Origin of the sequence: Vibrio sp. Vb0888, from assembly GCF_033338835.1 — a bacterium.
GTDB lineage: Bacteria > Pseudomonadota > Gammaproteobacteria > Enterobacterales > Vibrionaceae > Vibrio > Vibrio alginolyticus.
The window spans coordinates 79658-103131 of record NZ_JAWOTL010000010.1; the positions used below are offsets into that span (position 1 = coordinate 79658).

Consider the following 23474-nt stretch of genomic DNA (forward strand, 5'->3'; position numbering starts at 1 on the left):
TTCCGCTTCTCATTAAGGCTATCTGCGTAAATGAAGTTGATAGTCAGTCTCATCAATTTTTAGTTTCAACTGTTTGTTTTTAAATAATTAATTGTTGAAGCACGAAAAATTCGTGTTGAGGTTAATATTCTATTTAAAGTGTGTAACTTCCATTAATGGAAGGTTAGTTTCCAGTTGTGGCTAATGAGCTTTAACTTTTTACTCCTCATAATGCGCCAAATGTAACATAGTGTTTCAAAGTGTAACAATAAACTCACACTAAGAGTGTGGTTTTGATCTCCACTCAATTCCGTTTTGTTTCGCTCTGAGCCCGACGTTACTCATGCTCAACACATAAACATTCTAATGACTATAACAACTGGTTCTTGGCTTGATACCAATCGTATCGTAGCAAATAACGGTTCATCCTAGCTGGTAAAATGCTTGATGACGAAGTTGAAAAAATTGTAAGTAGAATAACTACTTATCGAGGTTTTTTCTTGTTCTCATACATTACCTCTGCGCTATTTGTGAGCTCTTATTTACTTTGATTGGCATCTGCTTTGAAACCAGACAACCATCGAGAAAGTTAATGGAAGCCTCAAGATATAAACGCATCTTGTCGAGGGGAAGTTTGGCGTCCGTCATACTTATGCTCTCAGGATGTAATTCAGCTTTACTTGACCCCAAAGGTGCCATTGGTGTGCAAGAAAAAGAGTTAATTATTACTGCTCTTTTGCTGATGTTGATCGTTGTAATCCCTGTGATTTTAATGACGATTTACTTCGCTTACCGATACCGCGCCTCTAACACTGAAGAAGAGTACGCACCCGAGTGGTCACACTCGACCAAAATCGAAGTGGTGGTATGGACAATTCCAATCATCATCATTGCGATTCTTGCGACGATCACATGGCGTTCGACTCATGAACTAGAGCCATCCAAACCTTTGGAAAGTGATGTTAAACCAATGACCATCGAAGTGGTGTCACTCGATTGGAAATGGTTGTTCATCTATCCAGAAGAAAACATTGCGACGGTGAACTATGTGGCGTTCCCGAAAGACGTGCCAGTGCAGTTCAAACTGACTTCGGACAACATCATGAACGCGTTTTTCATCCCTCGCTTAGGTACACAGATCTACGCGATGCCAGGCATGGTAACCAAGCTCAACCTCATAGCGAACCACGAAGGTGACTACAAGGGTTTTGCATCGAACTACAGCGGCGAAGGCTTTTCGCAAATGAAGTTCACAGCTTCAGCAATGTCTGATCGTGCTGCGTTCCTAAATTGGGTGCAGAAAGTGAAGGCGAGCCCTGATCGTATTGAAGATTGGGAGCAATACAGCTCACTGGCAGCGCCAAGTATCGCAGAGCCAGTCACTTTGTTCTCTAGCGTTCCTCCGTTCTTGTTCACCGACGTTGTGACTCAGCATCCTGGTTCAATGAACTGTTTGCCTGAAAACCAAGGATAATCGTAATGTTTGGAAGATTAACTCTTGATTCAGTTCCATTCCACGAACCTATTATTGTCATCACCCTAGCGGTTGTGGCGCTGGTTGGTTTAGCCGTAGTTTACGCGGTGACCAAAGCCGGAAAGTGGCAATATTTGTGGAATGAATGGTTTACTTCAGTAGACCATAAAAAACTTGGCTTCATGTACATCGCAGTAGCGATGGTGATGCTTGTTCGTGGTTTTGCTGACGCAGTCATGATGCGTAGTCAGCAACTCCTTTCTTCTGCGGGTGAAGCAGGTTACTTACCACCGCATCACTACGATCAAATTTTTACTGCCCATGGCGTGATCATGATCTTCTTCGTAGCGATGCCATTGGTCATTGGTCTGATGAACATCATCGTGCCATTGCAGATTGGTGCGCGTGACGTAGCTTTCCCGTATCTGAATAACTTGAGCTTCTGGCTGTTTGTTGTAGGTGTCATCCTAACAAACATGTCTCTCGGCTTAGGTGAATTTGGTCGTACCGGCTGGTTGGCGTATCCGCCGCTTTCAGGTATTGAGGCTAGCCCAGGAGTCGGGGTCGACTATTGGATTTGGGCGCTGCAGATATCAGGTGTTGGTACGACGTTAACAGGCGTGAACTTCTTCGCGACCATTTTGCGTATGCGTACACCGTCTATGCCAATGATGAAGATGCCAGTTTTCACTTGGGCGTCTCTGTGTGCAAACATTTTGATCATCATTTCATTCCCAATCCTAACGGTGACTATCGCTCTGCTTACGCTGGATAGATACCTAGGCATGCACTTCTTTACCAATGATCTTGGCGGCAACGTAATGATGTACGTCAACCTGATTTGGGCTTGGGGTCACCCAGAAGTGTACATCTTGATCTTGCCAATTTTTGGTGTGTTCTCAGAAGTCACCGCAACCTTCTCACGTAAAAAGTTGTTCGGTTACACATCGCTAGTTTGGGCTACCGTAGTTATCACGATTCTTGCCTTTGTCGTTTGGCTACACCACTTCTTTACGATGGGGTCTGGCGCGAACGTAAATGCCTTCTTCGGTATTGCCACGATGATCATTTCTATCCCAACAGGGGTGAAGATCTTCAACTGGCTATTCACGATGTACAAAGGCCGCATCCGCTTTACGACGCCAATGATGTGGACGGTGGGCTTCCTTATCACCTTTACTGTTGGTGGTATGACGGGCGTACTAATGGCTGTTCCGGGCGCAGATTTCGTTCTGCATAACTCAGTATTCCTTATCGCTCACTTCCACAATGTTATCATCGGTGGTGTGGTGTTTGGATGTTTCGCTGCGATCACTTACTGGTTCCCGAAAGCGACCGGTTTCACCATGAATGAAACTTGGGGCAAACGCGCGTTCTATCTTTGGATTATTGGTTTCTTAATGGCGTTCTTACCGCTTTACGCGCTGGGCTTCATGGGGATGACTCGTCGTTTAAGCCAAGACATCAACCCAGAATACTTCCCACTGTTGTCGATTGCCGCAGCAGGTACGGTTGTGATTGCGCTGGGCGTATTGTCTCAGTTCATCCAAATTTACGTGAGTATCCGTGACCGCGAGCAAAACCGTGATCTAACTGGTGACCCGTGGGGTGGTCGTACTCTTGAGTGGGCAACATCGTCTCCACCGCCGTTCTACAACTTTGCGCACCTACCAAAAGGTGATGTGCTGGATGCCTTCTGGTACCAGAAACAAAGTGGCGAGTTCGATCCAACTAAAGAAGTGGAATACGAACGTATTCATATGCCAAAAAACACGGCAACAGGCATCTACGTGTCGGCTTGGTCGCTCCTATTTGGCTTCGGCATGATTTGGTACATCTGGTGGCTAGCGGCGGCAAGTTTGGTCGGTATTATCGTGACGTGTATTCAGCATAGCTATAACGATGATGTGGATTACTACGTGGAAGTTGAAGAGATCAAAGCAATTGAGGCTGAACGTCGAGCTCAGCTTGAAGAAGCGAAGAAAAACTCAGTGAAAGACAGCGAAAGTAAAGATGATCTGGAGGTGACGTATGCAAACTAATATCGCAGCACATCACGACCATGATCACCACCATGACACGAATGGCAACAAGCTATTTGGCTTCTGGGTTTACCTGATGAGTGACTGTGTATTGTTTGCGACCTTGTTCGCGACTTACGCTGTGCTGTCGAGCAATTCAATTGCGGGCCCAACAGGTAAAGACATTTTCGAACTCCCATTCGTGTTTGTCGAAACCATGCTGCTGCTGTTTAGCAGTATCACATTTGGTTTTGGCATTATCGCGATGAAGCGCAACAACGTTGCTGGTCTCAAACGCTGGATGTTAGTCACGTTCGCGCTTGGTCTTGGCTTTATCTGTATGGAGGTCTATGAGTTCCATCACCTGATTGAAGAAGGCTATGGGCCACAAACAAGTGCATTCCTGTCGGCATTCTTTACGTTGGTTGGTACGCACGGCCTGCACGTAACCTTTGGTCTGATTTGGTTAGCGGTAGCGTATCATCAACTGTCGACGAAAGGTCTGAACGACAATATGGCAATGCGCTTTAACTGCTTAAGCCTATTCTGGCACTTTCTAGATATCGTTTGGATTTGTGTCTTTACCATCGTTTACTTACTGGGGGTAATGTAATGGATCAACATGTAGAAACCAGTTCGTCAGATTACGTGAAAGGCTTTATTGCCTCACTGATTCTGACGGTAATTCCGTTCTACTTTGTTTGGACGAAATCATTACCAGATACAACGACCTATGCGATTCTATTTGGATGTGCATTAGTGCAGATATTTGTTCACTTTAAATACTTCTTGCACATGGAAACAAAAACATCCGACGGACGTTGGAACCTTGTATCACTGATGTTTACCGCCATTGTTGTACTTATCCTTATCGCTGGCTCGGTATGGATCATCTACAACATGAACGTCAACATGAAGTTGTAGGTCAAGGTATGCTGAAAAGTTATTTGTCTATCACTAAACCGGGCATTATTTTCGGCAACCTGATTTCTGTTGCGGCGGGGTTCTTCCTCGCCGCAAAAACAGAACCAGCCAGTCTAATGCTGTTCGTTACGACGTTAGTTGGTGTTGGGTTAGTCATCGCTTCAGGTTGTGTGGTGAATAATATTTTCGATCGTGATATCGACCAGAAGATGGCACGTACACGAAATCGTGAAACAGTGAAAGGCAACATCAATATCGATATTGCGTTTGTTTATGCACTTGCTTTATTGCTGGTAGGAACCGCACTGTTATTTATCCGAGTGAACCCACTATCCGCTGTCGTCGTGTTGCTTGGCTACGTGTATTACGTGTTCTTTTACACGATGTGGTACAAACGTAACTCGGTGTATGGAACCTTAGTGGGAAGTATCTCAGGCGCAGTTCCGCCATTGGTGGGTTACTTAGCGGTAACAAACTTCATTAGCTTGGAAGCGATTTTACTCTTTACCATGTTCTGTCTCTGGCAAATGCCGCACTCGTATGCCATTGCCATGTTCCGCATGCAAGACTACCGAGAAGCCGGGATTCCCGTATTGCCACTTAAAGAAGGCATTCATAAAGCGCATCGACACATGAAAGCGTATGTCGTAGCGTTTGGAGCAGTATCGTTGGGGTTATTTTTACTAGGTGAAGCAGGGTATGAATACTTAGCAGTTGCAGCGGTTGTTTGCTTTATGTGGACGAAAGTGACCTTTCGCAGCATTGATGACAACAACTACATCGCTTGGTCAAAGTCGGTGTTTAAAGTCTCACTGCTAGTGGTGATGGGGATTAGTGGTGTGCTTGGCGTCGAGTTGATTCCTCTAGCTCTGTAACAACCAAACCTAAGCGTTTGCTAAGCGCCAATATCTTTTGCTGCTGAATGCATGAATGACCTTACCTAGAAGTAAGGTCATTTAACTTTCTATTGTCCTTTATTTTCCCTGTTTTTCCTGTTCCTCCTCTAGCTTCACTATCACGTATTCATATCTAAAAGCAAAAACAACCAGTGTGTAAAACATAGTAGATCGCGCGTTTCCGCTGACTCGTAATAATGTCAAGAGATAGCGACGATTAAGCTAAAAAGTATAAACAGCGCAATAACTCTACTTACCATATGAGAATTCAATATCGATAGTTTGTAATGTAAACATTTGGGGGGAGTGCTAGTTCCCATAGCAGCATACAAACTAACAATGTGAATGTTTGAGTTGAATCACCAGCTAGCGAAATACAAAAGTTTTACGACTGAAAGTAGGTGAGGAAGCATCTTAGCTCCAGTGAAATGAACACGATTAAGAATCATCTTTTTACATAATCTAAAAACTCACTAAACATTAACCCAGATTAAAGTTTTGTCGTCTCCGAGGCATTAAGGTGCGCCTGTAGTTTGCAGGTCTCAAGGATTCAGAGAAGGAACAGCCATACATCGTGTATCGCTGTTCCTTTTTCGTTCTTGTTTACTTGCGAAAAGATAAAACATAAAGACAACTTTAAGAGGACTGGTTTTGAGCATTTTGTTTTCCGAAGCCCGCATTGGCAACATGATCCTAAAGAACCGTTTTGTGCGAAGCGCAACGTGGGAGAACATGGCGACCGAAGATGGTCACATGACGGTAAAGCTTTACGATATTTACGAAACGCTTACGAAAGGGGAAGTTGGGCTTATTGTCACGGGTTATGCCAATATCGTTGAAGAAGAGAAACCCAACGCAGGTATGATGGGGATCTACAACGACTCTTTTATTGAAGAATACAAAAAGCTAACAGAGCTAGTACATCAACAAGATTCTAAAATCGTGATGCAAATTGCTTACGGTGGCACCAAAACCACCCATAACGTCGGTGAGCGTGTCATCTTCGCTCCGAGTGACGTGCCTGAGCGTGGTACAAATACGCAAGGCAAAGCGATGACAAAGGACGAAATAGACTACATCGTAAAGGCATTCGCATTGGCGAGTAAACGTGCTCAAGACGCTGGTTTTGACGGCGTAGAGATTCATGCGGCGCACACTTATTTAATTAACCAGTTTTTAAGCCCGTACTATAATCGTCGAGAAGACGAATATGGTGGTGACTTAGAAAATCGCATGCGCTTTCTTTTAGAAATTTATTCTGAAACCAGAAAGCTGGTTGGAAGCGAATTTCCCATCCTCGTAAAACTGACGGCAACAGAGTTCTTTGACGGCGGTTTAACGTTCGATGAAACTCGCGTCGTCTGTAAGAAACTTGAAGAAGTAGGCGTTGATGCGATCGTCGTGTCTGGCAATATTCACGGCAAAGCAAACGAACTTGTTGGTCAAACGTTCGATGGTTACACACTACAAGAAGAAGGTTACTTTCACGAATATGGTCACGTGATCAGTCAGGACGTTAGCATACCGGTGATTACTGTCGGCGGGCTGAGCGACATTGATGCGATTGAGAAAATTGCAGAAAACACAGATATCCAATTTTTTGCTGTGTCACGCCCTTTATTGGCTGAGCCGCAGTTGATCAAACGTTGGAAAGAAGGCAATCGCGCACCAGTAGATTGCGAACGTTGCTCAAAGTGTCGTACCAAGCGTGGTAACTTTTGCGTGGTGTATAAGAACCGAAATCGTCGCAAAAAATAAAACGAAGCGACTACACAAATACAAATTAGCCTCCACTCTGAATATGGAGGCTTTTAATTATCCGCATGTTAATCGAACCATTATTTATCTTCTTTTTGATAGTTTAAATAATGCACACAAAGATCGTGAAATGCTTTAGCTTGAGGCGAGATCGTGCGATCGGTTAACGTAAATATACCAATTTGCCTTTCAAGTGGTGGATCGATAAGCGGAATCCAAACCAAGCGTGTTTCATTGGTTGGGAAAGCAAGCTTCGGTAGGGTCGTGACACCAATCCCAAGTTCTAAGACAGAAAATAGCGAAGTAATATTTTCGACCGAATAGAGCGCTTGCTGACTCAGAGCTCTTGCTGGGGTTGGATCTAGAAGTGTACAAGTGCCGTTACGGATAAAGGGTTGTTCCAACAAAGTTTGCCACTCGATTCCTTCTGGATGACTCGCAATAGGGTTGTCCTTTAAACACACCACGCCTATTGGATCGGCTAACAGCGGCGTAAAGTCAATGCCGCCCTCATCGAGGTGAGAGGGGTTACCGAGCGCTAAGTCGACTTCACCGGAGAGTAAGCGAGCCTCGACGCCCGCCGCGTTATCATCGATCAAGCTTACTTCTACATTTGGATACTGCTCGCAAAAGGCACCCAACACGCTCGGGATGAGTTTCGCTGCAACAGAAGGAACGCTCGCAATTCGCACTCTCCCTTGCTGTCCGGCCGCGGCAGCTTTGAGATCGTTGTCCAGCGCACTGTAGATATTGAGAAACTGAACCACTTTGGGCAGACAAATTTCACCAAACGGGGTCAATTTGGTTTTGTTTCCGGGTTCAAACAGCGTTTGCCCTAGAATTTTTTCAAGCTCTTTTATCGATGTGGACAGTGCCGCCTGAGAACGATTTGCACGATGTGAAGCGGCTCGAAAGCCTCCTTCCTCGACTACCATCACAAAATGCATTAATTGTTGAAGCTTAATACTCATCCCTAATGCCTCTTAATCCCTTTATTTACGTTATTTTAAATAGAGTGATAAGTTTAATTTATCAAATGTCAAAAATTTACCGTTAGATTTATCGCCTGTCAATGTGCATCATTTAACCATATTGAAACAAAGCTGTTACAAAGGTTGAAAGGCACGTGAATACTCCTACTAAAAAACACCCAGTTAAAACCAGTCTATTTGCTTCTAAAGCGCCGCTTGAATGGGCGATAGTCAACAACGGAACCCTGTATACGGCTCAAATTCCTATTGATGACACAGGCGCGGTTGTGGAAGGCGGTATCGAAGCACAAACACGTCAAACCTTTAACAATCTCATTCACACCCTGGAGTGTGCAGGGGAGTCTTTGGACTCGGTGTTGCAGGTCCTGATTTATGTGACCGACAGAGAATACTTAAAGACCGTTAACCAAGTGTACGCGGAATATTTTGAAGCGCCGTACCCAAATCGCGCCGCCATGGTGGTTGCAGGGTTAGCGCGAGAAGAGATGTTGGTGGAGTTTGTCGTCTACGCGTCGGCAAGCCAACCAGAATAAATCCAATAAGAACAATTAGAGATCAGTGAGTGGGTGGCTTGCCATCACAAATCGGAAGAACAAGGAAAGAACCATGACTTTTATTAACAATGTTCAAGCAGAAAAATCCCTCTATATAGCGGGTGAGTGGCAATCGGGCATGGACACCATCGCCAATATTAACCCTTCTGATATCAGCGAAAACATTGGCGATTTCGCACAAGCGAGTGTGTCGCAAGTAGAGCAAGCGATTCAAGCGGCTAAATCAGCGCAGCCAGAGTGGGAAAAAACACCAATCGAGCGCAAGCAAGCAGTGCTACAAGCGATTGGTGATGAGCTCATTGCACGATGTGACGAATTGGGCACCTTACTTTCGCGTGAAGAAGGTAAGCCATTTGCTGAAGGTCGAGGTGAGATATACCGTGCTGGCCAATTCTTCCAATACTTTGCTGCTGAGGTTCTGCGTCAAATTGGCGATAACGCTGCTTCCGTCCGTCCAGGTGTCTCCGTTGAAGTTACTCGTGAAGCCGTCGGCGTTATCGCCATTATCTCTCCTTGGAACTTTCCAACAGCAACAGCGGCTTGGAAAATCGCGCCAGCACTTGCGTTTGGTAACAGCGTCGTCTGGAAGCCTGCCAACCTAACCCCAGCAAGTGCCGTTGCGCTGACAGAGATTATCCATCGCCAAGGTTTACCTGCCGGCACGTTTAACCTCGTTTTGGGTAGCGGTTCGCAAGTCGGTAATACCCTTATCAATTCGAAGGATGTGAACGGCGTGAGCTTCACTGGTTCTGTGGACACAGGCCGTAAAGTTGCAGCGGCAACGGCACCAAATTTTGTGCGTTGTCAGCTAGAGATGGGTAGCAAAAATGCGCTCGTAGTGGCAGATGATGCAGACATTCAAATTGCCGTTGAAGCGACAATCGCAGGCTCATTCTCGGGTGCAGGTCAAAAGTGCACCGCGTCTTCTCGTCTTGTGGTTATGGACGGAATTCACGACGCGTATGTTGAAGCGCTAATCAAACGCATGAGCGAATTAAAAGTGGGTCACGCACTGGAAGAGGGCGTATTCATGGGTCCTGTTGTTGATGGTAACCAGCTGAATGCGAACTTTGAGTGGATTGAAAATGCACGCCAAGCAGGCGCGGAGCTGGCTTTCGGTGGTGAGCGTCTGAGCCTAGAGCATGACGGTTACTATATGTCACCAACCCTGTTCTTGAACACACAAAACAGCTGGGAAGTGAACCAAGAAGAAGTCTTTGCACCAATGGCAAGCGTGATTCGCGTTTCTGATTTGGATGAGGCGATTGCAGTCGCGAACGATACGCGCTTTGGCCTGACAGGCGGCATTATCACGCAAAGTCTGCGCAATAGCGCGATCTTCAAACAGCAAGTCCAAACGGGCTGCGTCATGGTTAACTTGCCAACTGCGGGTACAGATTATCACGTCCCATTTGGTGGCCGTAAAGAATCTAGCTTTGGCCCTCGTGAGCAAGGGCAGTACGCCAAAGAGTTCTACACCGTGGTGAAAACCGCTTATCAGCGCCCTTACTAAGAACAGCAGGGTAGCTGATGGTGTCAGTTACCCGCACTGAAAGGCTAAGAAATTGTTTAAGGAGTGGTTATGTACCAACAACGGATTGTGATTGACGGATTGCAGTACTGCAATTGGGATCGAGAGTATTTCCAAACGCTTAAGGCGAGTGGCATTACCGCCGTTCATGCCACTATCGTCTACCACGAAACTGCGCGCGAAACCTTAACGCGTTTTGCTGAATGGAACTTGCGCTTCGAGCAAAATGCGGACCTCATCATGCCTATTTATTCAATGGCAGATGTAGAAAAAGCCAAAGCAGAAGGCAAAGTCGGCATCTTCTTCGGCGCGCAAAATTGCTCACCTATCGATGATGAAATTGGTCTGATTGAAGTGATGCGCCGCCAAGGTCTGCTGATCATGCAACTGACCTACAACAACCAAAGCTTACTGGCGACAGGTTGTTACGAACAAAACGATTCCGGCGTAACTCGCTTTGGTAAGCAAGCGATTGAAGAGATGAACCGAGTCGGGATGATCATTGATATGTCCCACAGCGCGGAGCGTTCGACGTTGGAAGCTATCGAGCTCTCTTCGCGTCCAATTTGTATCAGCCATGCTAACCCGACGTTTGCGCATGACGCACTGCGCAACAAATCCAACACCGTGATCAAAGCACTGACGGAGCGCGGTGGTTTGATTGGATTCAGTTTATATCCATTCCATTTGCCAAATGGCAGCCAGTGCACGCTGGATGATTTCTGCCAGATGGTAGCGAAAACCGCAGACATGTTTGGCGTCGACCATTTAGGTATCGGTAGCGATTTGTGCCTAAATCAGCCGCAACAAGTGTTGGAGTGGATGCGCAACGGTCGTTGGTCAAAAGCGATGGATTACGGCGAAGGTTCAGCAAGTAACTCGGGATGGCCAGATGCGCTGCCATGGTTCTGCGGCAGCGCAGGGATGGAGAACATCTACAACGGATTAATGGGTCACGGATTCAGTGAATCTGAGGCTGGAAAAATATTGGGTGAAAACTGGTTCAACTTCCTTAAAGAAGGATTAGAGCCTATTTCATAGCATTCCCCAAAGTAGGAACCGCCTGCCCACATAATAACAATACGGCAGGCGTAAAACTCACATTTGTAGCCAGTCTTTGGCTGCTGCAAAGAACCTCTGGAGCCAGAGTATGTCTGATTTAACCAATAGCATGAAAGCTTCCACGATGAACGTGTCATCGGGCAAGTCGAAAGCAAAACACAACACATCAACAACAGAAAACACGACGGACAAATTAGGACTGAATAACCCGGCCTTTTGGTATAGCGGTGGTTTCATCGCGTTGTTCGTTGCTATTGCACTTTATGACGGCGAGCTGTTATCTACGATCGTTAACGCTGGCTTTGGCTGGGCAGTTCAGGTATTTGGTCCATACTGGCAGTTACTGCTGCTTCTCACTTTTCTTATTGGTCTTGGCTTGGCTGCAGGGCGAACAGGCAAGGTGATGTTGGGCGGGATTGCAAAACCAGAAATGGATTCTTTCCGCTGGATGGCGATTATTTTCTGTACCTTATTGGCTGGTGGTGGCGTTTTCTGGGCCGCGGCTGAGCCTATCGCACACTATGTTAGCCCACCCCCTTTATACGGCGCGCAAGATAACCCGCAGCAAGGTGCGGTGAATGCGTTGTCGCAATCCTTTATGCACTGGGGCTTTCTGGCTTGGGCGATTGTAGGTAGCTTAACTTCGATCGTGGTGATGCACCTGCATTACGACAAAGGTTTACCACTAAAACCCCGTATTTTGCTTTACCCAGTCTTGGGCGAACGAGCACTTAAAGGCCAACTCGGTGCATTGATTGACGCGTGCTGCATTATCGCGGTAGCCGCAGGCACCATCGGGCCAATTGGGTTTCTAGGCTTGCAGGTTAGCTACGCGTTAAATGCGCTGTTTGATATTCCTGATGGCTTTACCACTCAGCTTATCATCATCTTGTTTGCGATTGCTCTTTACACCTTGTCAGCACTCAGTGGATTAAGCCGAGGCATGCAACTGCTTAGTCGTTACAACGTGATTCTGGCAATGGCATTGATGGTTTACATCCTGTTTTTTGGCCCTACGAATTTTATCTTTAACGGATACATTCAAGGTGTAGGAAGCATGTTGGATAACTTTATCCCAATGGCGACTTATCGCGGTGACGAAGGTTGGCTAAGTTGGTGGACAGTATTTTTCTGGGGCTGGTTCCTGGGTTATGGTCCGATGATGGCAATCTTTATTGCGCGTATTTCCCGTGGTCGAACTATTCGCCAAGTTATTTCCACCATCAGTATTGTGGCTCCGTTAACCACCTGTTTTTGGTTCACGATTGTGGGCGGCTCAGGTCTTGCGTTTGAAATTGCTGAACCGGGTAGCGTGAGTGCGGCGTTCGAAGGCTTTAACCTGCCAGGTGCTTTGCTTGCGGTGACTCAGCAACTACCAATGCCAATGCTGACTTCAATTCTATTTCTGATTTTAACCACGATCTTCATCGTCACGACGGGCGACTCAATGACCTACACAATCAGTGTCGTGATCAGTGGTGAAACGGAGCCGAATGCGATCATCCGTACCTTCTGGGGAGTAATGATGGGTGTGACGGCATTGATCCTGATTTCTCTTGGCTCTGGTGGCATCTCTGCACTGCAATCTTTCATTGTGATTACCGCGGTTCCGGTTTCGTTGATTCTGTTACCGTCACTTTGGAATGCGCCGCAAATCGCAATCAAAATGGCGAAAGAGCAAGGGCTATAACAATTATCTAATTCAAACAACGTGGAGCTTGTGCGGGTGTTTTCCTCCTGCATCCGCACAAACCCTAGTATTCTTACAATAACAAATAGGTGGTGAGCAAAATGGATGCACATCGTTCTACTTATACGGAAGCAACTATGCGCGATGCAGCGATTGTCATGGCAGCCGAAAGGCTTGGCGCAATGCACCAAAACCGAATCAGCTTTGTTCGCAGTCTGATTCGTAATATGGCAAGCCAAAACTGGCAAGTAACCAAGCATGAGTGGCAGCTTTGTCCTCGTGGTTATGGTCATGTGATTTACAAATTGACCACGCCAGAGCACGTTTATCATTTGGTGGTATTCTGTGATGAAATTGCCGACGACGAGCGTAATGATCGCGTAATTGCTGAAAAGTGGGACGTCACATTTGCACTGGTTCAAGGCTATGTTGATGTTACTTTGTTGGAAAGATTGCGAGAAAATGTACCGCTGCAAGAAGCGGGACGTAATCCAAACAACGTACTTGTTCTTGCTCGCGCAAACAAAAGTGTGCGCGTGTTTGAGCACATTGTTAGCGCGCTTTCTCAAGGCGAGCAGCCTGAGCCGAAAGAATTAGCGGAAGTGGGTTATATCCTGCGTACCACAGCTGTTTATGGTAACGGAAAGTTTGGTATCGCCGACTTCAAACTGTTAGAGAATAACTCAGATTTCAGCCAGTCTTTTAGTGCGCAAATGTGTGCCGTATATATGTTGCGTGAATTCAGCCTAGATTGGGTGCACTATCTGGCACTTCAACAAGGTGGCGACAACGCGGTGGCTTTGCATCGTGGCTTGCAGCGCTACCTTGGTGTCGGCAATGCGACTGGCTTAGGCATGGCTCCATACTTGATTAATCACCCGTGTATTGTTGACCAATGGATGACCTCTCGCGAACGTGCGGTAGCGCGAGTCTTTGCGATGCCGTGTGAAGCGTCGTTCCATGATCCTTTGCAAGGATTGCTGCAAAAAGCACAGCGTCATTTAGAGCAAGTCATCACCATTAATGAACATCAAGACAGGCTCAATCATCAAGCGATAGCAGACATCAAACAACTGCTATCGGAGCTAACAACGTTAATGGCATTACATCCGAACTGGGCGAGTTTGGTCGAGCATAAGAAAACAATGAGTGTGGAAGCCCAAGAAATCCTCACCTCTTGCTTGATCGAACTCTACCCATCTTTAGTGGATGAATTTGCTAGCCAAATGAATACGGATGAAACGTTATCTATTCCGGGCGGGAAAAAGATCCAAGATTTACTGGAAGTGTTGCAAAGCAAGTACCGCTGGGCGATTGATGCGGATTACTCACTAGCCGAGAACAACTACTGGTTCTGGTATCGCTCACAAGATAAAGAAGAGCCAAGGCTTGGTGTTCGCGGGGAAGAGGCTGGAGAAGAAAAAGAACTGCCGCTTGATATCGGCAGACAAGTGAATCGCTTGTACCAGGCCTTGCTTGACTGTGATGTAGAAATGTCCGTAGCAGAGTTTCTATTGCAAAAACCGGCTTATCGTTCGATCACACGTCGCGTATGGACGCTAGGCAACCGTGCGATGGGGGATATTCAAATGAACGTGCTGCGTAAAGATGCGTTACCAATGCACTTACTGCGCTGTAAATTGGCGATCTTTGGTGCGACTAAGTTTGATCCGCGCTCGGATCGTTGGGTTCGAGTAACTTTCTTCCAAGGTGCGCCGTTGTTAGATGAAATTCACGATCCTAAACTGGCAGACACATGGATTTTCCCTAGCATGCCGCCGCGTGACGAAATTGCGCAAAGTGACAATCAAAAAATCAACGGAGGATTTGCATTATGATCGTCTCTCACAACGAATTGGTGGCCGCGGTTAATAAGGCATTTCTTGGCATGCGCCGTCACTGTGGTGAGGCGGATGTCATCGCGAACATGGTGGCGGACTTGCAAATGGTTGGCTTACATGGAGTTCGCCATTTTAATAACGCCAGTCTGTTTCTTGGGTTAGATTCAGACTGCGCCGTATCGGTGACCAACAGCACACCGTCAAGCATAGAGGTAGAACTGCACAACGGGAGTGTAGCGTGTCATTTACCCGTTGTGTTGGATTTCGCGCTCGAGAAAATGATCAACCGTAAGTCGATTACCATTACGTTGAAACAGTGTCATAATCGTTGGCTGGGTTTCAGTGAGTTGTTGAAGCTCTCTGCGAAAGGCATCGCGTGTCGCGCACAATGGGTCAATGGCTCTAGTCCCAAGCGAACGCTTTATGTGTTAAACCGCGGACGAATCGCACCAGAAGTCTTTTTCTCGGATCAGTTTGATGGGCATGATACGGATTTGCATAGTATGGTTATCGAGCTCTCCGTGAACGATTTCGATATCGAGAAAAGTGCACAAGGATATACCACCCACATTGAAGGCGATGAGTTAAGCCGTACGCAACAAGCTTCTTGGCAAAATGGTATCTTTGTCGAAGACCAAGAATGGGAAACACTGAAACAAACCGCAACCGCGTTGCTGGTGGAGAACAGTGAGCGTTCTATGCTCGGTGCTGGTGGTGTGGTTTAAGCTATGAAAGGCGATGATTCCAAGTAGAAGTGATGAAGGCTGCTGTTTAGCGGCCTTTTTTGTGCGCGATGTTCAGTCACTTCTGAAGTTCAAAGACTATGATTACCGTTATCCGCAAGATGGAGCAACACAGGTAAGAAAAATGGATCTGCAAGAGAATAAAAGAAATGCCATTGCGTTTTACGAAACCGCCTATCGAGGTAATCCAAGAAAAGCGGTTGAAGACTATGTTGGCGATGAGTACATCCAGCACAATCCATTAGTTGGAAATGGCCCCGAGGCTTTTATCGAGTATTTTGAGCGGATGCAAAATGAGTATCCCAATAAAGACATTACGTTTGTGCGAGCCATTGCTGAAGGGAACTTGGTGGCACTACACACTCACCAAACATGGCCTAATGATATTGAATACGTGACAATGGATTTCTTTCGTTTTGATCACAATGGGAAGATCGTCGAACATTGGGACGCTCTGCAAGAGATTCCTAAAGAAACATTGAATGGTCACACCATGTATTAACGAGTCGTTGACGAGTCTCCCATGCCGTTTATTCAAACGGTATGGGAGGTTAAATGATTTGTGGCACTTTAAGTATTAATCATCAAAGCGCTTTTTCGATTCTCACCGCGACGTCTTCAGATACCCAGCCTTTCCACAAGTCAGGGTAGGTATTAAAGAAGTAAAACATCGCTTCTTCACCGTCCGCGTAGTTATCTTCCATCCATGCCAGCATTTCACTCATTTGCTCGTTGGTAAATCCGCGTTTCTGCAAGTACGCGAATGCTTGGGGTTCTTTGCTCGCAAACGCCTCAGTTGTTACTGTGCGAACTGGAGAAGGTGGGTACATTGTTACTTTTGGTGAAGCGCAATCAGGCTGAGTGGTACAGTTGCGATACTCTTCTAAATCTGTTCCGCTACCAAAATCCACTTTGACCATATCATACTTGCCCAATACGGGGGTCGGTGACCAGTAGTAACCAAACCAAGGCATTTTGCGATCATAGGCTTTAGCGATGGTGCCAGCTAGTGCTGCGCCAGAGCCTGGGTCAACCATCTCAAAGCCGTGCTCACTTAACCCTAATGCATTAAACAAGTGACCGGAGGTGATTTGGCATGTCCAACCAGCAGGGCAGCTATAGAACGCGAACTTGTCATCATCCTCTGGGTGTTCAAATAGTTTGGCGTGCTTGATGACGCCTTCTATCGTCGCGAGTTCTGGATACTGTTTTACCAGATAGGCGGGAACCCAAAACCCTTCTTCACCACCATTGACAAGCGATTCACTAGCGATGCGCAAGTGTTTATCTGCAATCCCTTTATCAAGTGCTTCTTTAATGCCGTTTGTCCATAACTCTGGCGCAACGTCAGGTTGCCCCTTTTCAATCATAGAGGTGCCTGTAGGAACGCTATCACCAGGGATCAATTCCGCATCGCACTGGTAGCCTTCATTTAAGACAAATTGGTCGATGTGCGCCATTAAGCTGGCCGAATTCCAATTCATGTCTGCGATGGTTATTTTTCCGCATTCGTCCGCATTTGCATGAGTAGATAATGCTGATAGCAGCAGAACAGAGAGCATTGAAGGTGTCGTCTTCATGTGACTGAATTTCCTTGTCGTTGTCATTTACTTCAGTATATACATCGGTTTATAAAGATTCAGTGAACAAGTTTTTTTCAGTGACGTTAAGCATAAAAACGGCGATTTATGAAGCGTTTGGTGAGAAGGGTTTAAAGGGTGTTAATACAGCAAGAACACTCCTTCGTAGCCGCCAATCTCAATATGAGAAACATAGTCGCCGATGTTACCGTCTTGATCTACAGGTCGCATAGGCTCTGGAAGCACGATTGTCATCTTCGGTGAGGTGAAATAATCGATATTCTTGCCCAAGAAATCAGTTCGATACAGAACTCGGCCTTTGGTGAATTCTCGGGCTAACACCATCTCTGTAGGGCCATGCATCACTACCGTATCGTCTGAGTGATACGCAAAGTACGTATGGGTTGGTAACAAATCGATAGCGCCTTTAGGCAAGTCAGGATGAGCCACTTTGCTCATAGAAGCATCTCCAATCACCGTGTAATCGGCAGGATAGGGCGTGCTGGTGGACATCATTACCGGAGTCGCCTGATACCCCTCTGGTATTTGATTGGCAGGCTCTCCCAAATCAACGGCAAGCAAGGTGCTAGGTTGATAAGCAATATTCATTGGTACGCCTGCCTTCCAGAAGTTGTCACTTGTTGTGTTATTACTTCCATATAAGTAGCCATTGTTCCACTGATTAAAGTAACTGCGCTCAGGGTGATAGTTTAAGTAGAACACTGCTAGTGCAGAGTATTGGTCCTGTTTCCAATTGTCTTCTGTGTTCCCAAAGTATTGAACGCGACCATAACGCGTTGTCGCTTGATAAATCACTTTCTGGCCAGCTTTGGCGAGTGCAGAGTTATCCCAAAACTTAGCTAACCCAGCATAGCCACTAAAGCCGGTAGAAGGGAAAAGGTAGTGCTCGCGCAAGTACAAGGAGCCAGCGTTAACCAAGTGGTTTTGCCCATTACGACCGAATAAGTTTGCCGTACCTATGTTGAGGCCAATTAACGCATCTTCATCCAGCGTTGCCAGTTTATTCAAGAACGCCGAGAATTGCGCTTTGTACGCATCGTCAGCAGCTTGGCTACCCGCCACCAAACCAAGCTCATCCACTGTGCCTCCGGAATATATGTAGAACTGATTTGCACCGAGTAATTTATTCGTATCGTCGTTGTACGCACCATTTAAACCTTGTTTCGCCCATTCAGCTTGGTAAGAGTGGCGCATTGTATTGGCAAAAAAGGGATTGCCGAGATTGGTCAATGCCCAAGAAGAGGTTTGATTCCACATACGACCAAATGGAATAACCCGTGACTCCCAACGAAATCGTGCGGTTGCATTCTTATTTGAACGGTTTTTGTATTCATTCCAAGAAAGATAATTGTCTTGGTTTCGATCTGCAGATTTGTCGAAGCCACGAATTTTACGCCAGCGTTGAATGGTTTGACCTTCAGGTGTCTCCGTTGGTGCTCCTGAGATATTGACGGCAGGGAAGCTATCTTTGAGTTGAATGTTTTCGAGACGTGGGCGGTTTTCTATGTTGTCGTCATGCCAAGTAATTTTCGCAACGTAAAGGCGGCCGCCGTCGCGTAAAAAGGTGGAGCCAAAGTACTGACCGCCACCATAAGTTTTTCCGCTACCATCATGCGTTGTAGCGCGAACCCAATCCAAAGGAACAGACCAGCTTACTGTTTGGTTTTTAGTCATGTTCTCAGTTTTGTCTTTTTTAATCGCGAAGCTTTTCCATTCAGTTACCTGACCAAACGAGTCGATATCAGGAGGGTATTCAATCGTAAAGCTGCCACCCTGAGCAAACTGAGAAAACGTAAAGGTTAAGCGGTCGAATTTCTCTGAGTGATAAACATAGAGGGCACCACCATTATTCGCCTGACCGAATACATCAGCATCCCATGGCGGTGGTTGATATAGCCAAAAACCGGCGTGGTCAGCGCTGGCGGTATAGCCAACGATCATCGGTTTTCGATTGAGTAGAGTATTCTCGCCATGGCTTGAGTCGACTTCAGCTAGGATAGTGTCTTCAGAAAAGTGGAGAAAGAAATCTTCGTAGTCAACTCCATTCAGTTCTGCTTGGTTACGTATATCGTTTTCCAGCCAACCTGAGTTAAGTTCCAGCTTTTGGTTGTACATGTAACCAAGCGCTTTTACACGCTCGTTATCACTCTTATTTTCGTAAGCTCCAAACACGATATCGGCATTATCCAACTCCCATTCAAGTGCAGCGGCAGCAGAGATAGGCTTATCTTGAAGATCAATACCCTGTTCATGCAATCCAGGTAACACGATTGCTGTTCTACTCCAAACGCTGGGTATAGAAAGTAAGCTCAGAGAAGCAAGTGCAATGAGAGAAAAACAATGCGACTTCAACATGGGGTTATCTCACTCATACTTAGATGACTCGAATTAAGGGCCAGAATACAAAGAGAAATTATAGTCTATTCACAAAGTCCTAATCAGGAACCCGCCGATAGAAGGCTTTACCGGAAATCGAGGGGGGAAGCCCGGCAAAAATGAGAAGGTCTGCGTCGGGTGTAGTACGTTCAAAGACTCAAAATTCCGTCTACACAAGCACAAAAGTAACCAGAATTTTAACCTTGTTTCGATTGCCATCATATTGTTGGATTTTCATCAACAATTTCAGTTAAAACCAACTGATTAAACCAGTCATATTCTCTGTTGTATTGATTGCTTATCATACAAAAATTTAACAAAATTAATTTTTATACATTTTTATTGCATAAAAAATCCTTTTGAGTAATATAAATGTCAAGTGACAATTAATGCAGTATGGCAGCATGAGTATTCAAGTTAAAAGTATCAATAAGTCTTACGGCGATACCCAAGTTCTACACGATGTCAGTTTTAATTGTGAAAGCGGTGAAACGCTGGTGTTACTCGGTCCAAGTGGTGCAGGGAAGAGCTCTCTACTACGTGTTCTTAACCTTCTTGAAGGGGCGGATAACGGCCAGTTAAACATCGCTAATGACGCATTCGACTTTTCAATTGAAATCAAAGAGAAGCAAGGTTTAGCGCTTCGTCGTAAAGTGGGCATGGTGTTCCAACAGTACAACCTATGGCCACACATGACTGTGATGGAGAACCTGATTGAGGCTCCGGTAAAAGTCTCTGGTATGGATAAAGAAGAAGCGAAGAAGCAGGCAACGCAAATTCTCGCGATGCTGCATTTGGCAGACAAAGCGGATGCATGGCCGATGCAGCTTTCTGGTGGTCAGCAACAACGTGTGGCGATTGCTCGTGCATTGATGATGAAACCGGAAGTCTTGCTTTTTGATGAACCGACCGCTGCGCTTGATCCGGAAATTACTAACCAAGTCGTTAAGATTATTAAAGATTTAAGCGAAACTGGAATTACACAAGTAGTTGTGACGCACGAAGTGGATTTCGCCAAGAAAATCGCTAGCCACGTACTGTATTTAGAAAAAGGACACATCGTTGAGCACGGCACAAATGATTCGTTTTCTAACCCGCAAACCGCCCAGTTTGCTGACTACTTAAATCACTAAATCACGTTTTTAAAGTTCAGTCTATTTAACAGATAAGCTCGGCTGTCATTGCGAGTGTCAGCCCACTAAGTACACACGGAGTATTGCAATGAAAAAGATTCTACTAGCTTCACTAATCGGCCTTTCTTCTGCAACTATGGCAGCAAACGCAGCAGCACAAGAAGAGATCAAATTTGCGATGGAAGCGACGTACGCCCCATTCGAATACATGGATGAAAACAACCAAATCCAAGGTTTTGATGTGGATCTGGCGAACGCACTATGTAAAGAAATGGAAGCAAAATGCACCTTCCACAACCAATCTTTTGACAGCCTGATCCCTGCATTAAAATTCAAGCGCTACGATGCGGCAATCTCTGCAATGGACATTACTGAGGCGCGTTTGGAGCAAGTGAATTTCACGAATGCATACTATGACAACTCAGCAGCGTTTGTTTCTATCAAAGAAAAAGTGGCTGATCAAAAAGCACTAGAAGGTAAGCGTGTTGGTGTTCAAAACGGTTCAACACACCAAAGCTACCTGATTGAGCAAATGCCGGGCGTAACCGCGGTTCCTTACTCAAGCTACCAAGACGCGTTCATCGATATGAAAAATGGCCGTATTGATTCTGTATTCGGTGACACAGCAGTCGTAGCAGAATGGTTCAAGAAAGAAGACAACCTAGCTTACGTGGGTGAGCACATCACTAACCCTAAATACTTCGGTAACGGTTTCGGTATCGCAGTAAATAAAGGTAACGACGAGCTAGTGAACAAGCTGAACACAGCACTGAAAACAGTGAAAGCAAACGGCGAATACGACGTAATCTACAACAAATACTTCGGTAAGTAATATGGCACTAACGGGTTACTCTTTATCGCTTGTTCAAGCTAGTTGGATGACTGTCCAGCTGGCCTTCACAAGCCTCTTAGTCGGTTTGATTCTGGCAGTGGTATTCGCCAGTGGTGAAATGTCTCGCCGCGTTTTCGTTAAATGGCCAATGACGGCGTTTGTGACGATTGTACGTGGCTTGCCAGAAATCCTTGTCGTGTTGTTCATCTATTTTGGTTCGACGCAGGTTCTGTTTTTAATCACCGGCGACTTTATTGAAGTTAGCCCGTTCTTGTCTGGCGTGGTGGCGTTGTCATTGATCTTCGCTTCCTACGCTTCTCAAACTCTACGTGGCGCATTAAAAGCCGTTGGAAGAGGGCAGAGAGAAGCAGCAAGTGCACTCGGCATCAGTCAAGCACACGCTTTCGTTCGCATTGTTTTACCACAAGCAGTAAGACACGCACTACCAGGTTTAACTAACCAATGGTTGGTTCTGCTGAAAGACACCGCGCTTGTATCACTGATTGGCGTAACGGATTTGTTGAAGCAAGCGCAGCTAACATCTGCAGCGACGCATGAAGCGTTTACATGGTACGCGACCGCTGCGGCGATTTACTTAGGCATTACTTTGATTACACAACGTGCCGTCAAACTGATTGATAAGAAGTTCTCAATTCAAGGTATGAGCATGGGACAGGAGGCCACCGCATGAACGAACAACACGTTTGGCAAATGCTGGATGGCTTAAGCACTAGCCTTCAATTGACCGCCGCTTCCTTGGTTGTGGGCTGTCTTTTAGCTTTGATGATGACGCTGACTCTGATCCTGCGTACTCCGGGTTTGCATTGGGTAAGTCGTGGCATCATCACCTTGTTCACTGGTACGCCTTTGTTGGTACAGATCTTTTTGGTGTACTACGGTCCTGGTCAGTTTGACGCAGTAAGAGAAAGTGTATTCTGGACATGGTTAAGCCAACCTTGGTTCTGTGCGATGTTGGCGTTAGCGTTGAATACCGCTGCATACAGCACTCAGTTGTTCAAAGGAGCGTTTAACGCGATTCCTTCCGGTCAATGGCAAGCGTGTCGTGCTCTGGGTATGAACAAAACCGCAACGCTAAAAGTGCTGCTACCATACGCTATTCGTCGTGCTGTTCCTGCTTACTCGAACGAAGTGATTTTGGTCTTCAAAGGCACGTCACTAGCAAGCACGATTACGATCATGGATCTGATGGGTTACGCGCAGCGCATTAACGCACAAACTTACGATACGTTGACTGTATTTGGTATTGCGGGCGCATTTTATTTAACGGTAAATGGTGTGCTAACTCTTATTTTCCGTCAGGTAGAGAAGAAAGCATTGGCGTTCGAAGCCGCATAAACCTTCAATCAACACTCATCATCTCGTTCCACAGTGCCTTTGCAAATGACTCTCTTGCAGGGGCATTTTTTATATTCGTTATGGCAAATCCCTCAAGTTCCACCAAACTTAATTCAATGCAATTGTATTGGTGGCACCATGGAAAGAAGACACTTTTTAGCGTTGTGGACATTGTTGTTCGCCCCCTCTTTAAAAGCGACGACACCAATGCGGCCGACGCCAGCACAAACAGAAGGGCCATTTTATCCAGTAGTGGATATTCCTCTTCGTCAAAACTTGATTCTGCAATCAGAAGGCTTGGTCGGTGAACCTATCGTGTTGCAAGGTAAAGTCGTAGATACATCGGGAAACCCAGTTTCAGGCATCAAAGTAGAAATCTGGCAATGCGATGGGCAGGGGATTTACGATCATCCTAAGCAGCCAAATAATGATAAGTTTGATACTCACTTTGCAGGTTTTGGCGCGGTAGAAACTCAATCGGATGGTCACTACTTGTTTCAGACCTTGTACCCTGTACCTTATGCTTCTCGCCCACCGCACATTCACGTTAAGTTGTTGCGAGATAATCAAGAACTTCTGACCACTCAGTTGTACTTGAAAGACAATACTGGCGATGAATGGTGGGGAGGCAAAGCCCGTGATTATCTGCAGTTTGAAACTATACGAATCGACGGGCGGTTAACGGGCCAATTTAACTTTGTGATTGGCTAG

21 protein-coding genes are annotated in these 23474 nt (G+C 45.9%); 18 read left to right on the forward strand and 3 right to left on the reverse strand.

What is annotated here, in order from left to right; genetic code table 11:
* Window positions 1–571 precede the first annotated feature (571 nt).
* The 6 genes from cyoA to R7P72_RS15135 all read left to right on the forward strand — a co-directional run bounded on the left by cyoA (window position 572) and on the right by R7P72_RS15135 (window position 7052).
* Window positions 572–1453, forward strand: a complete 882-nt coding sequence (gene cyoA / locus R7P72_RS15110) for a ubiquinol oxidase subunit II (protein WP_005388604.1) — start codon at window positions 572–574, stop codon at window positions 1451–1453.
* 5 nt (window positions 1454–1458) lie between these two features.
* Window positions 1459–3495 (forward strand): cytochrome o ubiquinol oxidase subunit I, encoded by a 2037-nt coding sequence (cyoB, locus tag R7P72_RS15115; protein WP_005375781.1) that lies wholly within the window; start codon window positions 1459–1461, stop codon window positions 3493–3495.
* Window positions 3485–4087 (forward strand): cytochrome o ubiquinol oxidase subunit III, encoded by a 603-nt coding sequence (cyoC, locus tag R7P72_RS15120; protein ID WP_005375782.1) that lies wholly within the window; start codon window positions 3485–3487, stop codon window positions 4085–4087. The genes cyoB and cyoC overlap by 11 nt, the downstream gene beginning before the upstream one ends.
* Window positions 4087–4398, forward strand: a complete 312-nt coding sequence (gene cyoD / locus R7P72_RS15125; RefSeq protein ID WP_005375783.1) for a cytochrome o ubiquinol oxidase subunit IV — start codon at window positions 4087–4089, stop codon at window positions 4396–4398. The genes cyoC and cyoD overlap by 1 nt, the downstream gene beginning before the upstream one ends.
* On the forward strand, window positions 4359–5273 hold the full coding sequence (cyoE, locus tag R7P72_RS15130) for a heme o synthase (RefSeq protein WP_165401665.1): 915 nt from the start codon (window positions 4359–4361) through the stop codon (window positions 5271–5273). Before cyoD ends, cyoE begins: the two co-directional genes overlap by 40 nt.
* 672 nt (window positions 5274–5945) lie before the next feature.
* Window positions 5946–7052, forward strand: a complete 1107-nt coding sequence (locus R7P72_RS15135) for an NADH:flavin oxidoreductase (protein WP_213906891.1) — start codon at window positions 5946–5948, stop codon at window positions 7050–7052.
* A gap of 80 nt (window positions 7053–7132) precedes the next feature.
* On the opposite strand, the gene R7P72_RS15140 is transcribed toward R7P72_RS15135, so the two are convergent.
* The gene (locus tag R7P72_RS15140; protein ID WP_005375788.1) at window positions 7133–8023 is read right to left on the reverse strand and encodes a LysR family transcriptional regulator; all 891 of its coding nucleotides are present in this window, start codon (window positions 8021–8023) and stop codon (window positions 7133–7135) included.
* A gap of 155 nt (window positions 8024–8178) precedes the next feature.
* Here R7P72_RS15140 and R7P72_RS15145 point away from each other — a divergent pair, with 155 nt between their 5' ends.
* From R7P72_RS15145 to R7P72_RS15175, 7 genes are all read left to right on the forward strand, one after another.
* Window positions 8179–8577: a RidA family protein gene (locus R7P72_RS15145; RefSeq protein WP_005375789.1), complete on the forward strand. Its 399-nt coding sequence runs from the start codon at window positions 8179–8181 to the stop codon at window positions 8575–8577.
* Window positions 8578–8650: 73 nt separating this feature from the next.
* Complete coding sequence (locus R7P72_RS15150; RefSeq protein ID WP_053349978.1) at window positions 8651–10111, forward strand: aldehyde dehydrogenase family protein; 1461 nt, start codon at window positions 8651–8653, stop codon at window positions 10109–10111.
* A gap of 69 nt (window positions 10112–10180) precedes the next feature.
* A complete protein-coding gene (locus R7P72_RS15155) occupies window positions 10181–11170 on the forward strand; it encodes a membrane dipeptidase (RefSeq protein WP_053303711.1) in 990 nt (329 codons plus the stop codon).
* Between the two features lie 109 nt (window positions 11171–11279).
* Entirely contained in the window at window positions 11280–12881 is a 1602-nt protein-coding gene (locus R7P72_RS15160; protein ID WP_115386696.1) for a BCCT family transporter, read from the forward strand.
* Between the two features lie 101 nt (window positions 12882–12982).
* The gene (locus R7P72_RS15165; protein ID WP_213906890.1) at window positions 12983–14719 is read left to right on the forward strand and encodes a hypothetical protein; all 1737 of its coding nucleotides are present in this window, start codon (window positions 12983–12985) and stop codon (window positions 14717–14719) included.
* Window positions 14716–15447, forward strand: a complete 732-nt coding sequence (locus R7P72_RS15170; RefSeq protein ID WP_213906889.1) for a DUF3726 domain-containing protein — start codon at window positions 14716–14718, stop codon at window positions 15445–15447. Before R7P72_RS15165 ends, R7P72_RS15170 begins: the two co-directional genes overlap by 4 nt.
* Before the next feature lie 142 nt (window positions 15448–15589).
* On the forward strand, window positions 15590–15967 hold the full coding sequence (locus R7P72_RS15175) for a nuclear transport factor 2 family protein (protein ID WP_005390944.1): 378 nt from the start codon (window positions 15590–15592) through the stop codon (window positions 15965–15967).
* Between the two features lie 82 nt (window positions 15968–16049).
* Here the strand turns inward: R7P72_RS15175 and R7P72_RS15180 are convergent, their stop codons facing one another.
* On the reverse strand, window positions 16050–17045 hold the full coding sequence (locus tag R7P72_RS15180) for an ABC transporter substrate-binding protein (protein WP_053303707.1): 996 nt from the start codon (window positions 17043–17045) through the stop codon (window positions 16050–16052).
* Between the two features lie 141 nt (window positions 17046–17186).
* Window positions 17187–19421, reverse strand: a complete 2235-nt coding sequence (locus R7P72_RS15185) for a hypothetical protein (protein ID WP_053303706.1) — start codon at window positions 19419–19421, stop codon at window positions 17187–17189.
* Window positions 19422–19846: 425 nt separating this feature from the next.
* On the opposite strand from R7P72_RS15185, the gene artP reads away from it, so the two are divergent.
* The 5 genes from artP to R7P72_RS15210 all read left to right on the forward strand — a co-directional run bounded on the left by artP (window position 19847) and on the right by R7P72_RS15210 (window position 23474).
* Window positions 19847–20575 (forward strand): arginine ABC transporter ATP-binding protein ArtP, encoded by a 729-nt coding sequence (gene artP / locus R7P72_RS15190; protein WP_155489915.1) that lies wholly within the window; start codon window positions 19847–19849, stop codon window positions 20573–20575.
* Between the two features lie 88 nt (window positions 20576–20663).
* Entirely contained in the window at window positions 20664–21407 is a 744-nt protein-coding gene (locus R7P72_RS15195) for an arginine ABC transporter substrate-binding protein (RefSeq protein WP_053303704.1), read from the forward strand.
* 1 nt (window position 21408) lies between these two features.
* Entirely contained in the window at window positions 21409–22098 is a 690-nt protein-coding gene (artQ, locus tag R7P72_RS15200; RefSeq protein WP_005388570.1) for an arginine ABC transporter permease ArtQ, read from the forward strand.
* Complete coding sequence (artM, locus tag R7P72_RS15205) at window positions 22095–22763, forward strand: arginine ABC transporter permease ArtM (RefSeq protein ID WP_053303703.1); 669 nt, start codon at window positions 22095–22097, stop codon at window positions 22761–22763. The genes artQ and artM overlap by 4 nt, the downstream gene beginning before the upstream one ends.
* Before the next feature lie 138 nt (window positions 22764–22901).
* A complete protein-coding gene (locus R7P72_RS15210; protein ID WP_053303702.1) occupies window positions 22902–23474 on the forward strand; it encodes a protocatechuate 3,4-dioxygenase in 573 nt (190 codons plus the stop codon).

Bases quoted from the DNA above. Each gene is read 5' to 3' on its own strand.
- cyoA (WP_005388604.1), top strand. From the start codon at position 572: ATGGAAGCCTCAAGATATAAACGCATCTTGTCGAGGGGAAGTTTGGCG.
- cyoB (WP_005375781.1), top strand. From the start codon at position 1,459: ATGTTTGGAAGATTAACTCTTGATTCAGTTCCATTCCACGAACCTATT.
- cyoC (WP_005375782.1), top strand. From the start codon at position 3,485: ATGCAAACTAATATCGCAGCACATCACGACCATGATCACCACCATGAC.
- cyoD (WP_005375783.1), top strand. From the start codon at position 4,087: ATGGATCAACATGTAGAAACCAGTTCGTCAGATTACGTGAAAGGCTTT.
- cyoE (WP_165401665.1), top strand. From the start codon at position 4,359: ATGGATCATCTACAACATGAACGTCAACATGAAGTTGTAGGTCAAGGT.
- R7P72_RS15140 (WP_005375788.1), bottom strand. From the start codon at position 8,023: ATGAGTATTAAGCTTCAACAATTAATGCATTTTGTGATGGTAGTCGAG.
- R7P72_RS15150 (WP_053349978.1), top strand. From the start codon at position 8,651: ATGACTTTTATTAACAATGTTCAAGCAGAAAAATCCCTCTATATAGCG.
- R7P72_RS15155 (WP_053303711.1), top strand. From the start codon at position 10,181: ATGTACCAACAACGGATTGTGATTGACGGATTGCAGTACTGCAATTGG.
- R7P72_RS15160 (WP_115386696.1), top strand. From the start codon at position 11,280: ATGTCTGATTTAACCAATAGCATGAAAGCTTCCACGATGAACGTGTCA.
- R7P72_RS15165 (WP_213906890.1), top strand. From the start codon at position 12,983: ATGGATGCACATCGTTCTACTTATACGGAAGCAACTATGCGCGATGCA.
- R7P72_RS15170 (WP_213906889.1), top strand. From the start codon at position 14,716: ATGATCGTCTCTCACAACGAATTGGTGGCCGCGGTTAATAAGGCATTT.
- R7P72_RS15175 (WP_005390944.1), top strand. From the start codon at position 15,590: ATGGATCTGCAAGAGAATAAAAGAAATGCCATTGCGTTTTACGAAACC.
- R7P72_RS15180 (WP_053303707.1), bottom strand. From the start codon at position 17,045: ATGAAGACGACACCTTCAATGCTCTCTGTTCTGCTGCTATCAGCATTA.
- R7P72_RS15185 (WP_053303706.1), bottom strand. From the start codon at position 19,421: ATGTTGAAGTCGCATTGTTTTTCTCTCATTGCACTTGCTTCTCTGAGC.
- artP (WP_155489915.1), top strand. From the start codon at position 19,847: ATGAGTATTCAAGTTAAAAGTATCAATAAGTCTTACGGCGATACCCAA.
- R7P72_RS15195 (WP_053303704.1), top strand. From the start codon at position 20,664: ATGAAAAAGATTCTACTAGCTTCACTAATCGGCCTTTCTTCTGCAACT.
- artQ (WP_005388570.1), top strand. From the start codon at position 21,409: ATGGCACTAACGGGTTACTCTTTATCGCTTGTTCAAGCTAGTTGGATG.
- artM (WP_053303703.1), top strand. From the start codon at position 22,095: ATGAACGAACAACACGTTTGGCAAATGCTGGATGGCTTAAGCACTAGC.
- R7P72_RS15210 (WP_053303702.1), top strand. From the start codon at position 22,902: ATGGAAAGAAGACACTTTTTAGCGTTGTGGACATTGTTGTTCGCCCCC.